Source organism: Streptomyces sp. NPDC101225 (assembly GCF_044767585.1).
Lineage (GTDB): Bacteria > Actinomycetota > Actinomycetes > Streptomycetales > Streptomycetaceae > Streptomyces.
Map to the genome: position 1 here is coordinate 170,577 of NZ_JBIWOE010000006.1, position 13,143 is coordinate 183,719.

At 73.8% G+C, this 13,143-nt stretch carries 14 protein-coding genes; 10 read left to right on the forward strand and 4 right to left on the reverse strand.

Annotation, left to right across the window (positions count from 1 at the left end):
- Nucleotides 1-78: 78 nt before the first annotated feature.
- The 8 genes from ACIRPX_RS11335 (at nucleotide 79) to ACIRPX_RS11370 (ending at nucleotide 7,570) form a co-directional block, all read left to right on the forward strand.
- Nucleotides 79-273, forward strand: coding sequence for a hypothetical protein (locus tag ACIRPX_RS11335; RefSeq protein ID WP_384250654.1), 195 nt, complete (start codon nucleotides 79-81; stop codon nucleotides 271-273).
- Between the two features lie 88 nt (nucleotides 274-361).
- Nucleotides 362-1,237 carry an N-acetyl-1-D-myo-inositol-2-amino-2-deoxy-alpha-D-glucopyranoside deacetylase gene (gene mshB / locus ACIRPX_RS11340; RefSeq protein WP_404191663.1) on the forward strand — a complete coding sequence of 292 codons (876 nt, stop codon included), beginning with the start codon at nucleotides 362-364 and terminating at the stop codon, nucleotides 1,235-1,237.
- Nucleotides 1,234-1,644 carry a DUF6113 family protein gene (locus tag ACIRPX_RS11345; RefSeq protein WP_404191665.1) on the forward strand — a complete coding sequence of 137 codons (411 nt, stop codon included), beginning with the start codon at nucleotides 1,234-1,236 and terminating at the stop codon, nucleotides 1,642-1,644. Before mshB ends, ACIRPX_RS11345 begins: the two co-directional genes overlap by 4 nt.
- Nucleotides 1,645-1,798: 154 nt before the next feature.
- Entirely contained in the window at nucleotides 1,799-3,958 is a 2,160-nt protein-coding gene (locus ACIRPX_RS11350; protein ID WP_404191668.1) for a hypothetical protein, read from the forward strand.
- Nucleotides 3,959-4,108: 150 nt separating this feature from the next.
- Complete coding sequence (locus tag ACIRPX_RS11355) at nucleotides 4,109-5,035, forward strand: ABC transporter ATP-binding protein (protein ID WP_404191670.1); 927 nt, start codon at nucleotides 4,109-4,111, stop codon at nucleotides 5,033-5,035.
- Nucleotides 5,032-5,763, forward strand: coding sequence for an ABC transporter permease (locus tag ACIRPX_RS11360; protein ID WP_404191673.1), 732 nt, complete (start codon nucleotides 5,032-5,034; stop codon nucleotides 5,761-5,763). Before ACIRPX_RS11355 ends, ACIRPX_RS11360 begins: the two co-directional genes overlap by 4 nt.
- Nucleotides 5,764-5,768: 5 nt before the next feature.
- A complete protein-coding gene (locus tag ACIRPX_RS11365; RefSeq protein ID WP_404192135.1) occupies nucleotides 5,769-6,959 on the forward strand; it encodes a sensor histidine kinase in 1,191 nt (396 codons plus the stop codon).
- Entirely contained in the window at nucleotides 6,956-7,570 is a 615-nt protein-coding gene (locus ACIRPX_RS11370; protein ID WP_404191675.1) for a response regulator, read from the forward strand. The genes ACIRPX_RS11365 and ACIRPX_RS11370 overlap by 4 nt, the downstream gene beginning before the upstream one ends.
- A 106-nt stretch (nucleotides 7,571-7,676) precedes the next feature.
- Here the strand turns inward: ACIRPX_RS11370 and ACIRPX_RS11375 are convergent, their stop codons facing one another.
- On the reverse strand, nucleotides 7,677-8,528 hold the full coding sequence (locus tag ACIRPX_RS11375) for a transglutaminase-like domain-containing protein (RefSeq protein WP_404191678.1): 852 nt from the start codon (nucleotides 8,526-8,528) through the stop codon (nucleotides 7,677-7,679).
- Between the two features lie 17 nt (nucleotides 8,529-8,545).
- Nucleotides 8,546-9,601, reverse strand: coding sequence for a GNAT family N-acetyltransferase (locus ACIRPX_RS11380; RefSeq protein WP_404192136.1), 1,056 nt, complete (start codon nucleotides 9,599-9,601; stop codon nucleotides 8,546-8,548).
- Nucleotides 9,602-9,741: 140 nt separating this feature from the next.
- Here ACIRPX_RS11380 and fdxA point away from each other — a divergent pair, with 140 nt between their 5' ends.
- Both fdxA and ACIRPX_RS11390 read left to right on the forward strand, forming a co-directional pair.
- The gene (fdxA, locus tag ACIRPX_RS11385) at nucleotides 9,742-10,062 is read left to right on the forward strand and encodes a ferredoxin (protein ID WP_030929316.1); all 321 of its coding nucleotides are present in this window, start codon (nucleotides 9,742-9,744) and stop codon (nucleotides 10,060-10,062) included.
- A gap of 126 nt (nucleotides 10,063-10,188) precedes the next feature.
- A complete protein-coding gene (locus ACIRPX_RS11390; protein WP_404191681.1) occupies nucleotides 10,189-11,280 on the forward strand; it encodes a bifunctional succinyldiaminopimelate transaminase/glutamate-prephenate aminotransferase in 1,092 nt (363 codons plus the stop codon).
- Between the two features lie 79 nt (nucleotides 11,281-11,359).
- On the opposite strand, the gene ACIRPX_RS11395 is transcribed toward ACIRPX_RS11390, so the two are convergent.
- The gene (locus ACIRPX_RS11395) at nucleotides 11,360-11,824 is read right to left on the reverse strand and encodes an ATP-binding protein (RefSeq protein ID WP_404191684.1); all 465 of its coding nucleotides are present in this window, start codon (nucleotides 11,822-11,824) and stop codon (nucleotides 11,360-11,362) included.
- A 279-nt stretch (nucleotides 11,825-12,103) separates the two neighbouring features.
- Nucleotides 12,104-13,072 carry a heavy metal transporter gene (locus ACIRPX_RS11400; RefSeq protein ID WP_404191687.1) on the reverse strand — a complete coding sequence of 323 codons (969 nt, stop codon included), beginning with the start codon at nucleotides 13,070-13,072 and terminating at the stop codon, nucleotides 12,104-12,106.
- Nucleotides 13,073-13,143 lie beyond the last annotated feature (71 nt).

The following is a 13,143-nucleotide window of genomic DNA, read 5'->3' on the forward strand; positions in this document are numbered from 1 at the left end:
ACCTGCTGGTTGTTGCGTGGATTTATCTGCCCCCCAAGTCCGATCCCCCACTGCTGGGACCATTGGAGGTGAACCGCCGTGGCACTCTCGATTTCGGCGGTGGTGCTGCTGGCGATCGTCGTCTTCCTGCTGATCAAGAAGTCAGGACTGAAGGCGGGGCATGCCATCGTGTGCATGCTGCTCGGGTTCTATCTCGCGTCCTCGACCATCGCGCCCACCATCAACGAACTGACGACGAACATCGCCGGGATGATCGGCAGCATCAAGTTCTGAGGGTCGCTCCCTCCACGCCGACGGCCGATGGAGGATCGGCGGTCGGCGGGTGGCCGGCCGGGTCCCGCGGCCTCGTAGGGTGGGCTCCATGACGGAACTGCCCACCCGGCGTCTGCTGCTGGTGCACGCGCACCCGGACGACGAGTCGATCAACAACGGCGCGACCATGGCCGCCTACGCGGCCGCGGGGGCCCGCGTCACCCTGGTCACCTGCACCCTCGGCGAACGCGGCGAGGTCATCCCGCCGCGGCTGCGGCACCTCACCGGCGCGGCGCTGGGCGAGTACCGGCTGCGCGAGCTCACCGAGGCCATGGGCGCCCTCGGTGTCGAGGACTTCCGTCAGCTCGGCGGCCCGGGCCGCTACCGCGACTCCGGGATGATGGGGCTGGCCGACAACGACGCCCCGGACTGCTTCTGGCAGGCGGACGTCGACGAGGCGGCCGGGCACCTCGTCGAGGTGATCCTGGAGGTACGGCCCCAGGTCCTGGTCACCTACGACGACCACGGCGGCTACGGCCACCCCGACCACATCCAGGCCCACCGCGTCGCCACGCGCGCCGCCGAACTGGCCGCCGCGGCGGGCTGGGACATCCCCAAGGTGTACTGGAACCGGGTGCCCGAGTCCGTGGCGAAGGCGGCCTTCGCCCGGCTCGCGGAGGAACTGCCCGCTCTGCCCTTCTCCGGCGCCGCCGCCGTCGGCGACGTACCGGGCGTCGTGCCCGACGGCCGCGTCACCACCGAGATCGACGGCGCCGCGCACGCCGCCGCCAAGGCCGCCGCGATGCGGGCGCACGCCACCCAGATCGAGGTCGCGGACGGCTGGTTCGCGCTCTCCAACGAGCTGGCCCAGCCCCTGTTCACCACCGAGTACTACGAGTTGGTGCGCGGCGAGAGAGGCGCGGCGCGGGAGAGCGACCTGTTCGCCGGGCTCGACGCCGGCGCCGGCGCGCGGGAGGCGTCATGAACGAGCGTGGTTCCCTGCTCACCCAGCCGCTGCGGCCGCCCTCCGCGAGCCGGGTCCTGCTGTACCTGGGCCTGTTCGTGCTCGGCCTCGCCGTCGGCGTGGCCGGATCGCTGCTGCAGGGCGCCTGGTTCCCGGGCGGGCTGCTGCTCGCGCTCGCGGGCGAGGCGGGGCTCTGTCTCGGCGGCGGACTGGCCGCGCGCGGCCGGGGCGGGTCGGTCGCGCCCGCGGCAGGCTGGCTGATCGCCGTCATCCTGCTCACCGCCAGCAGGCCCGAGGGCGACTTCCTGTTCGGCGCGGGAGGCGGCTCGTACCTCTTCCTCCTCGGCGGTATGGCCGTGGCTGTGATCTGCGCCACCCTCGGTCAGGGGTGGCAACCGGGGGGCCGTGACGTCCGACTTGGCAAGTGACGTACCACTTCGCCATTAACCGCGCGTGCGAGTCCCGTGTGGGTTTCCCCGGCGGTCATGGGATACGCGCCAGAAGTGGCCAGTATGGTGGTGCGCGCCGCCGAGCCGCCCGTGAGGTTGTGTCGGGCGGCGGAGCCAACCGGGAGAACCTGCCTTGAGTCGTGAAACTGACACTCCGTCCTCCGGGCCCGAAGGGCGCGGCGGAGCCGCATACCCGTCGGGCACGCCGCCTTACGGGACGCCCATGGCTTCCGACGCCGGTGCGGACGCGGGCCGATCGGCCGCGCAGCCGGAGGAGCGCAAGACCGAGACCACGCTGACGACCCGGATCCGGATCAACATCCCCGGGTCGCGGCCCATTCCGCCGGTCGTCGTGCGGACGCCCGTCACGGACGCAGGCTCCCCGGAGGAGACCGGGGAGACCGAGGTTCCGCCGCCGCCGCAGGCGCCCCGGCCCATGGGCGCCGTCGAGCCCCCCGCCGAGCCCGCGCCGCCCGCCGAGGAGAAGACCAGCGACTGGTTCGCCCCCCGCAAGTCCGGGGCGGCCAAGGGCGGTCAGGGCGGCGCGGGGACCAACGGCGCCGGACTGCCGGGCGGTTCGGGCGCACCGGGCACGCAGGGCGCGGGCGCAGGGGCGCCCGGCGCCGGTGCCGCTCCCGGCGCTCCGCGTCCGGGCGGCGGCCGTCCCGGCGGTGTCGTCGGCTCCATGAGCGTGCCGGGTGCCTCGCGCCCCGGCGGGACGAACGGCGCCGGCCTCCCCGGAGCGACCGGCGGGCCGGTGGCCCCCGGGCACGGCGGCGGCACCGGTTCCTTCGACGTCACCGAGGCGCTGGCCGCGGGACCGCTCGGCGCGCGTCCCGGCGGCGAGCCGCGCCGTGACGACCTGCCGTACTTCGCGGACGGCGAGCGCGGCCCCGGCGGGCCGGGCGGCCAGGACCCCTACGGCGTCGCCGGCGGCGCGAGCGGCTTCAACGGCCCGAACGGCCGCGGCGGTCCGGACGGCGGTCAGGGGCCCGCGGGCCCGACCGGCGGACCGGTCACCGGCGACGGCCACCTGGCCCCGCCCCCCGGCGCCATGGGCGCAGGGCACCCGCACGGCGCCGGTCTCGGCCCCGGCGGCGGCCTCAGCGACGACACAGCGATCCTCACCCCGCAGAAGCCGGCCCCCGAGCCGGGTGCGCAGGGGTATCCGGCGCCCGACAACGTCTCCGGACAGACTGTCACCAGCGGCATCCCCGTCGTGCCGCCCGGCTCGAACTCGCCGTTCGGCCCCGGCGCCCCGAACGAGGGCCCGCTGCCGCACACGCCCCCGAAGCTCCCCGAGCCGGTGGCACAGAACGTGCCGCCCGCCTCCGCCCCCAAGAAAAAGAAGAAGGGGCGCAACAAGCTGGTGCTGGTCGCCACCGGCGTGGTCGTCATCGCCGGTCTCGGCTACGGCGCCGGGCTGCTGATGAACCACTCCGACGTGCCGAAGGGCACCACCGTGCTCGGCGTGGACATCGGCGGCGGCACCCGGGACGACGCCGTCAAGAAGCTCGACGAGGCCTTCGGCGGCAATGTGAACAAGCCGCTGAAGCTGTCGGTCGGCGGCAGGACGGCCGCGCTCAAGCCCGACCAGGCCGGCCTCCAGCTCGACGAGCAGGCCACGGTCGCCGCGGCCGCGAAGAGCGACTACAACCCGGTCTCCGTCATCGGCTCCCTCTTCGGCGGCCGCCGCGTCGTCGACCCGGTCATGCCCGTCGACGGGGAGAAGCTGGCCGCCGCCCTGAAGACCACCTCGGGCGGCTCCGGCTCGATGGTCGAGGGCACGATCCGGTTCAAGTCCGGCAAGGCCGTGCCGGTGTACGGCAAGCCGGGCAAGGGCATCGACGTCACCCGGTCCGCCGACGCCGTGGAGGCGGCCTACCGCACCCAGGTGGAGACCGGCTCGGCCCCCGCGGTCCAGGTCGCCACGACGACCCGGCAGCCGACGGTCTCCAACGCCGAGGTCGACCGGGAGATGAAGGCCTTCGCCGAGCCCGCCATGTCGGGGCTCGTCACGGTCAAGACGGACACGGGCGTCTCGCTGCCGATGAGCCCGGAGAAGTCCCTGTGGAAGTTCCTCAGGGTCCAGGCCGTCGACGGCAAGCTCGTCGACAAGCCGGACCTCGCCGCGCTCAAGGAGCTCTACGGCGGCCAGTTCGACGGCGTCCTGATCACCCGCGCCACCGGCAAGAAGACGGCCGTCACCCCGCAGGACGTCTACGGCGCCCTGCGTCAGGCCCTGCTGAGCACGTCGAACCGGGTCGGGATCATCAAGACGAACCCCAACTGACGCACCGCGCGACACCAAGCGGCAGAGGGCACCCGGCACGCGCCGGGTGCCCTCTCGCCGTAGGTCACACCCGGCGCATGACATCTGTCATCCGGCACTGCGGACGGCCGACACTGCCGTGATCCGCCGCCCGCGGACACCATGGATCACATGACGACGACAGCGACAGCGACCACCGCGCCGGTGGTCGGGTTCGAGCAGGTGAGCAAGGTGTACGGGAGCGTCCGCGCCGTGGACGGGCTGACGCTCGCGCTGCACCCGGGGGAGACCGTGGCGCTGCTGGGGCCCAACGGGGCCGGCAAGTCGACCACGCTCGACCTGCTGCTCGGGCTGAGGCACGCCGACAGCGGCACGGTCAGCGTCTTCGGCACCAGCCCCCGCGAGGCCATCGTGGCCGGACGGGTGGGCGCCATGCTGCAGAGCGGCGGGCTGATGGACGAGGTGACGGTCGCCGAACTGGTGAAGCTCGCCTGCGACCTGCACCCGAAGCCCTACAGGACGGCCGACGTGCTCGCCCGCGCCGGCATCACCCAGATCTCCGACCGCAAGGTCAACAAGCTCTCCGGCGGCCAGGCCCAGCGCGTCCGGTTCGCCCTCGCCACCGCGGGCGACAGCGACCTGATCGTCCTGGACGAGCCCACCACCGGCATGGACGTCTCCGCCCGCCAGGCCTTCTGGGCCACCATGCGCGAGCAGGCCGACCAGGGCCGCACCGTGCTGTTCGCCACCCACTACCTCGAAGAGGCCGACGCCATCGCCGACCGGGTGCTCGTCCTGCACCGGGGACGGCTCCTCGCCGACGGCACCGCCGCCGAGATCAAGGCGAAGGCCGGCGCCCGGCGGGTGGCCTTCGACCTGGAGGGGACGATCGACGAAGCCCCGCTGCGCGACCTCCCGTTCCTCACTTCCGTCGACATCTCCGGACAGACCGTGCGGATGCAGTCCACCGACGCCGACGCGACCGTGCACGCGCTCTACGGCCTCGGCGTCTACCCCCGCAACCTCGAAGTCGCCGGCCTCGGCCTGGAGCAGGCCTTCGTCGCCATCACCACCGCCGAGGAGTCCAAGCAGTCATGAACAGCCTGATCAAGCTGGAGCTCACCCGGGCCCTGCGCAACCGCAAGTTCCTGTTCTTCTCGGTCATCTACCCGTCGGTGATCTTCCTGCTCGTCGCCAACCAGACGGGTGACGTCCGGGGCACCGGCCTGAGCGTCGCGAAGTACGTCATGGTCTCCATGGCCTCCTTCGGCGCCCTGACCGCCGTCCTCATGGGCAACAGCGAGCGCATCGCCAAGGAGCGCGAGAACGGCTGGGTGCGGCAACTGCGGCTGACCACACTGCCCGGGCGCGGCTACGTCCTCGCCAAGACCGCCGGCGCCGCCGTGGTCAGCCTCCCCTCCATCGTGGTCGTCTTCCTGGTCGCAGCCGCCGTCAAGGACGTGCGCCTGGACGCCTGGCAGTGGCTCGCGCTCACCGGCGCGATCTGGGCCGGCAGCCTGGTCTTCGCCGCCCTCGGCGTCGCCATCGGCTACATCGCCTCCGGGGACACGGTCCGCCCGATCACGATGATCACCTACTTCGGCCTGTCGATCCTCGGCGGCCTGTGGTTCCCCTCCACCACGTTCCCCCAGTGGCTCCAGGACATCGCGAAGTGGCTGCCCACGCACGCGTACGCTGCTCTCGGGCAGGCCATCGAGCAGAGCCGGGCCCCGCACACCGAGGACGTCGCCATCCTCGTCGTCTTCTTCCTGCTCTTCGCGGGCGGCGCGGCCTGGCTGTACCGGAAGGACACGCTGAAGGCGTGAGCACGATGACGGATGACGGGCTGCCCGAGGAATGCCGGGCCGAGAACGCGATCCGGGTGGGCCAGCCGCCCCGCGACCGGGCCGAGGCCCTGCGCAAGCTGGTCTGGATCCTGCCCTGGCTGATCTTCCTCGGGGCGCCGGTGCAGGACCTGACCTCGGGCGCGCACCCGGCCGCCGTGACGGCGGCCGGCTGGCTGGCCCTGGTGTCCTTCACCGCGGTCTACCTGACGCTGGTCTTCCGCAACATGGGCCGTCCGATCACCGGCCGGAGCGTCGCCGTCCTGGTGGTGTTCCTCGGCGCGCTCGCCGTCGTCCTGGGCCTCACCCTCGGCTACGCCTGGATCGGCCTGTTCGTCTACGTCTCCGTCGCCTGCGGCGCCACCCTCCCGATCCGGGCGGCTTACTGGGCGATCGGGCTGAACGCCCTCGCGATGGTCTCGGTGGGCCTGACCGAGAGCAGGTTCGACTGGAGCCTGGTCCTGGTGGTCGTCCTCCTGGGCTTCGCCATGACCGGCGTCAAGCAACTGGTGCGCACGACGGTCGAGTTGCGCAAGGCCCGCGCCACCGTCGCCCAACTGGCCGCCAACGAGGAGCGGTTGCGCCTCGCCCGCGACCTGCACGACCTGCTGGGCCACTCGCTGTCGCTGATCACGCTGAAGAGCGAGCTCGCGGGCCGGATGCTCCCCGACCACCCCGGCAAGGCGGCCCAGCAGGTCGCCGACATCGAACAGGTCAGCCGGCAGGCCCTGGTGGACGTCCGCGAGGCCGTCACCGGCTACCGCCGCCCGCGCCTGGCCGCGGAGATCGCGGGCGCCCAGGTCGCCCTCACGGCGGCCGGCATCGTCGCCGACGTGCCCGGCGAACCGGACCTCGACGGCGTCCCCGAGGAGAGCGAGGCGGCCCTGGCCTGGGCGCTGCGCGAGGCGGTCACCAACGTCGTACGGCACAGCGGCGCCGGGCGCTGCACCGTGGAGGTGCTCAAGCGGCACACCCTGGACGGCCACATGCTCGAACTCTCCGTCGAGGACGACGGATCGGGCGGCTCCGGCAAGGACCCGGGCAACGGCCTGACGGGTCTGACCGAGCGTCTGGAGAAGGCGGGCGGCACCCTGGAGGCGGGCCGCGCCGGGCGCGGTTTCCGGCTGGTCGCCCGCGTGCCGGCAGGCAACCCGCCGGCCGTAGGATCCGGTGCATGAGCCCTACGATCAAGGTTCTGCTCGCCGAGGACCAGTCGATGGTCCGCGAGGCCCTGGCAGCCCTCCTCGGACTCGAGGAGGACATCGAGGTCGTGGCCCAGGTGGCGCGCGGTGACGCGGTGCTGGCGGCCGTGCGCGAGCACGGCGTGGACGTGGCCCTGCTGGACATCGAGATGCCGGGCAGCACCGGCATCGAGGCGGCGGCCCAGGTCCGCCGGGCGCTGCCCGCGGTGAAACTGGTCGTCCTCACCACCTTCGGCCGCCCCGGCTACCTCCGCAGCGCCATGGAGGCGGGCGCCGACGCCTTCCTGGTCAAGGACGCCCCGGCCGCCCAGCTCGCCGAAGCGGTGCGCAAGGTGCTGGCGGGCGAGCGGGTCATCGACCCCACGCTGGCCGCGGCGGCCCTCGCGGAGGGTGCCAACCCCCTCACCGACCGCGAACGCGAGATCCTCCGCGCGGCGGCCGACGGCTCCACCAACGCCGAACTCGCGGCGGCCCTCCACCTCTCCCAGGGCACGGTCCGCAACTACCTCTCGACGGCGATCCAGAAGCTGGCGGTCAGAAACCGGGCGGAGGCGGTGCGCACGGCACGGGAGAAGGGCTGGCTCTGAAGCTCCGTCCCGGTACGCACCTCCAGGGGCGCCGGGAACTGCGCGACGCGCCACGACGCACCCGCACTCGCCCCGCCGCGCGAACCCCCGTGGCGAGGCGGCGCGCTCAGTTCAGCATCGCGCGAGCCACCCGCGCCTGCCCCCGCACCCGCTCCGCCGCGGCCTCGTCGGCCGCGGCCACCACCTCGGCGTACGCCTCCAGCTCGGCGGCCCCCCGCACGAAATCGCCCCGCTGCACCAGCAGATGGGCCCGCTCGTAGCGCAGCCGCGCCGGATGCGAGGGCAGCAGCAGCGACAACTCCACCGCCCACAGCGCCACGTCCGACCGCTCCGGACGGGCGGCCGCCCACGCGCGGACGTTGTTCAGGATGCGCGACACCACCTCCAAGGGCGCCGCGGGCACCAGCATCGACCGGTCCAGCGGCGCTCCCGTCGCCCCGGCCACCAGCACCTCCGCGTCGCCGCCGGTCAGCACCCGGCCCCCGGCGAAGGGATCGACGAGGACCTGCGCGTCCTCGGGGCCGAAGCCGACCACGAAGTGCCCCGGCAGGGCGACCCCGTAGACCGGAGCCCCCGCCCGCCGCGCGACCTCCACCCACACCACCGACAGCAGGATCGGCAGCCCGCGCTGTCGCCGCAGCACCTCGTGCAGCAGCGAGGACTCCAGGCGCCGGTAGTCGGCGGGGGAGCCGCGGAAGCCCTCCCGCGCGCCCAGCAGATGGTGCAGCGCCGTCGCCCAGGACATCGGGCCGCCGGGCCGGAACGGCAGCTGCCCCGCCAGCCGGTCCAGCTCCATCTGCGCGGCGTCGATGCCCGCCTCGTCCAGCGCCCCGTCCGCCTCCGCGCCCACCAGCAGGCAGAGCTGCGAGAGGTCCGGCCGCTCGGACCGCGCCTCCTCGGCGAACCGCCGCCGCAGCTCGGCGGACCGCTCGGGCGGAGGGGGGTAGGGGGGACGCATAGCAGGCTCGTGCCCCCTCACGGCGATCGGTACTGCTCGCCGCCGGGAGCCGCCGGTTCCCGGTAGTGGTGGTACGCGTGGTGCGCGGCGAAGCCCGTCCCGGCGTACAGCGCCCGCGCTCCGGCGTTGTCCCGCTCGACCTGGAGGCAGGCGGCCGAGGCGCCCTCGGCCAGCGCCCGCCCGGCCAGCGCCGCCATCACGGTGGTGGCGAGGCCGCGGCGCCGGACCGCGGGGTCCACCTCGACGGCGGCGAAGGACGCCCACCGGCCGTCCACCACGCACCGCCCGATCGCGGCGGGGGCGCCGTCACCGGGGACCGACGCGAACCACACCGACGGACCTCCCCCGCTCCCGGCCCCGCCCGGACCGGGCGAGCCGCCTGCGAGCACCCTCAGCGCCACCTCGCTCACGCCCTTGCGCCCATAGCGCGCGAGCCACCCCTCGTCGGCGTCCCGGGACAGCGTGACGTCCGCTCCCTCCGCCCGGTCGGCGACCGGCGCGAGCGCCCCGGTCCACACCTCCGCGCTCACCTCGCGCACCCACCCGCGTCGCTCCAGCTCCGCGCACAGCGGCTCCTGCGTGCCCTCGGCGCCGGTGGCGGTCTGGACGTAGGCGGGCAGCCCGCGCTCGCCGTACCAGCGCCGTACGGCGCTCAGCGCCGCGTCGAGCGGCAGCCCGGGGTCGCCCAGCGGCAGCACGGAATTGGCGCGCCGGGTGAACCCGGACGCGGCCCGCAGCTCCCACTCACCGAGCCGCTCGCTCTCCACCGGCCGCCACGCGCGCGCGAGGACCCGGGCGAGCTCCTCGTAGGGGGCGGCGGGCCCGCGGCGCCGCGCCGGGGCCGGGGGCACGGTCTTCCCCGCGACCAGCGCGGATTCCGCGATGCGGACGCTTTCGCCGTCCTTCCGTGTGATCAGCAGCACACCGTCGTCCCATGATGTGAGAACACCCACCGTGTCGGTGAACTTCTCCTCCGGGATCGATGATTCGGTCAGGCACCGGATCGAGACCCGTTTCCCCACGTCAGCAGCGGTGATGCGGACCTCGAGACGTCCTTTGGCCGAGATTTCCACAGGTCGGTTCACCCCTCCTGTTCGGATCATGCCCAGGAACGGAGATACTAGGGGCGGGCATCGACGACGCCGCGCTCCCGCGCGCCAGGCGGCGGAGCCTACGGAGGCCCGCCAGCGCCCAATCGAGGAGGAACGACAGCGTGACCTACGTCATCGCGCAGCCTTGTGTCGACGTCAAGGACAAGGCGTGCATCGAGGAGTGCCCGGTCGACTGCATCTACGAGGGCCAGCGGTCCTTGTACATCCACCCGGACGAATGCGTCGACTGCGGTGCCTGTGAGCCGGTCTGCCCGGTCGAGGCGATCTTCTACGAGGACGACACTCCGGAGGAGTGGAAGGACTACTACAAGGCGAACGTCGAGTTCTTCGACGAGCTCGGCTCCCCCGGCGGCGCCAGCAAGCTGGGCCTGATCGAGCGGGACCACCCCTTCATCGCCGCGCTGCCGCCGCAGGCCGAGTAACCAGCAGGCGGCCCGCACACCGTGCCGCCTCGGTCCCGTACGGCCACATCGCCCCGATCGCCGTGCGGGACCGGGGCGTTTGCCGTGCCGGGGCCGGTTGCCGTACCAGAAAGTGAGCCAGATCCCGTGTCCGCAGTCTCCGAACGCCTGCCCACCTTCCCCTGGGACAAGCTGGAGCCGTACAAGAAGACGGCCGCCGCGCACCCGGACGGCATCGTCGACCTCTCCGTGGGCACCCCGGTCGACCCCGTTCCCGACCTGGTCCAGAAGGCCCTGATCGACGCGGCGGACTCCCCGGGCTACCCGACGGTCTGGGGCACCCCGGCGCTGCGCGACGCGATCACCGGCTGGGTGGAGCGACGGCTCGGCGCCCGCGGGATCACCCACCGGCACGTCCTGCCCGTCGTCGGCTCCAAGGAGCTCGTCGCCTGGCTCCCGACACAGCTGGGCCTCGGCCCCGGCGACCGGGTCGCCCACCCGCGGCTGGCGTACCCGACGTACGAGGTCGGCGCCCGCCTGGCCCGCGCCGCGTACGAGGCCTACGACGACCCGACCGAGCTCGACCCCGAGGGGCTGAGGCTCCTCTGGCTCAACTCGCCCTCCAACCCCACCGGCAGGGTCCTGCCGAAGGAGGAGCTGGCCCGGATCGTCGCCTGGGCCCGTGACCACGGCGTCCTGGTCGTCTCCGACGAGTGCTACCTGGAGCTCGGCTGGGAGGCCGACCCCGTCTCGGTGCTGCACCCGGACGTCAACGGCGGCTCCCTCGAGGGCGTCGTGGCCGTCCACTCCCTCTCCAAGCGGTCCAACCTCGCGGGCTACCGCGCGGCCTTCCTGGCCGGCGACCCGGCCGTCCTGGGCCCGCTGCTGGAGATCCGCAAGCACGGCGGCATGATGACGCCGGCGCCCACGCAGGCGGCCGTGGTGGCGGCCCTGGGCGACGACAGCCACGTCCGCGAGCAGCGGGAGCGGTACGCGGCCCGCCGTACGGCGCTGCGCGCGGCGCTGGAGGGGCACGGATTCCGCATCGAGCACAGCGAGGCGAGCCTCTACCTGTGGGCGACGCGGGACGAGTCCTGCTGGGACACCGTGGCCCACCTGGCCGGGCTCGGCATCCTGGTCGCGCCGGGCGACTTCTACGGCCCGGCGGGCGAGCGGTTCGTCCGTGTGGCGCTGACGGCGACGGACGAGCGGGTACGGGCGGCAGCCGGGCGTCTGTGACGCCGGCGCGGTCCGCGGCGGCCGCAGGCACGGCGAAGGGGCCCGGGAGAGATCCCGGGCCCCTTCGCCGTACGGAGTGTCAGCCGCCGATCGGCAGGCCCTTCACCGGCAGGGTGGCGGGAGCCGGCAGGCCGCCCTTGGTCAGCGAGTCGGTCGGCAGGCCACCGTCCTTGGTGGCCGACTGCGCGGTGACACCGACGATCTCGCCGACGGAGCCGGCCGCGCTGCCCGCCGCCTTCTGCGCGGCCGGGGCCGCCTTCTTGGCCACGCTGCCACCGGTCTTGCCCGCGTTCGGCACCGCCTTCTTCACGGCGTTGGCGCCCGCGTCGCCCGCGATCCCGGTGACGTTCTGCGCCGCGCCGTCGACGGTGCTGCCGACGCTCGCCCCGTCCAGCGCGGTCAGGCCACCGACGTTCGGGGTGGCGGGGAGCTGGGGGGCCGCGCTTGCCGCACTCGCCGCGCCGGCCGCGCCGACCCCGGCAGCCGTCCCCGCTGCGACGAGCAGCGCGGCACGGGCGATCCGACGGGTCAGGGGGAGGGACATGGTGCTCCTTCGATGGAGGTTGATCGTCCGGTCTCGGACGCAGTGGTTACCGCTCGAAGGTCGCGAAGGTTGCGGCGCCCCAACGTAAAGAGTTGGCAATGCGTCGCATTATCGGCTGCGGATAAAAAGGGGCAAAATACGCGCGGTGCGAAAGTCTGCGGAATCCTTACGTCCCTTTGTTTTCAAGGGCTTCTACGGTGCCGAGGGTGAGGGCGCGAAAACCTGCCCACTTCAGAGGCCGCATCCGCCCCGCCTAACCCGTGCGGGTGACGGACCGTACTACTGCGCAGTGACGATGCGCACCGCGCCCGAGCCCTGCCGGGCCCCGCCGGCACCGCTCCCGGCGGCGACCGTGCGCCACCGGCTGTCGGTGTTCCCGGCGATCCACTCCCGGCCGCCGTACTGGACCCGCTCGATGTGCAGCGCCGAGGAGTTGGCCACGGCCCAGTGGGCGAGCTGCCAGCCGCGCTGCCGGGCGCCGCGCCCCTTGGCGGGGCTCGTGTCCGTGTCGACGGGGAGCGTGACGGTCCGCGCGCCCGGGGTCGAGGCGGGCGCGGGCGTGGAGGCGGCGCCCACCTCGACGGCGGCCGGCTGGAGCGCGTCCCGCCCGAAGTCCCGTACCAGCGCGGCCCGTACCCCGTCCGGGCCCGTCGCCGGCGTCGCGGCCGGGCGGCCGTCGCAGGTCAGCGTGGCGGCCGAGTGGCCGGTGAGGGCGGCGGAGAGCAGCTCGGCGTCCGGCTCGTGCTTGGCGTAGGCCTCCGGGAAGCCGCTGCGCTGCACGCGCTGCGCGGCCACCGTCAGCGGCAGCTTGGCGTAGTCGTGCACCTCGGCCAGGTGCTGGTAGAAGACGCCCGCCGCGTACGTCGGGTCGAGGATCTGCTGCTCGGTGCCCCAGCCCTGCGAGGGCCGCTGCTGGAACAGCCCGAGCGAATCGCGGTCGCCGTGCTCGATGTTGCGCAGGCCCGACTCCTGCAGCGCGGTGGCCAGCGCGATGGTCACCGCCCGCTCGGGCATGCGGCGCCCGGTCCCCACGGCGGCGATGGTCGCCGCGTTCACCGCCTGTTCCGGGGTGAGGTCGTAGGCCGCCTTGTCGTCCCCGCCGGAGACGACCCGGCAGCCGGGCGCCCCCCGGCCCCCGGTGACGTACTGCACCGCGAGGTAGCCCGCGAGGGCGAGGAGGACCACGAGGGCCGCTCCGAACCGGAGGAGGCGGCCACGGCGTTTGGGGGAGGCGGACGGCTCTGGCACGCCGTACAAGGTAGCGGAGGCCGTCGTGGCCCATGCGCCCGATGGGGGCGGTGGGGCCGGGCGGTGGCGGG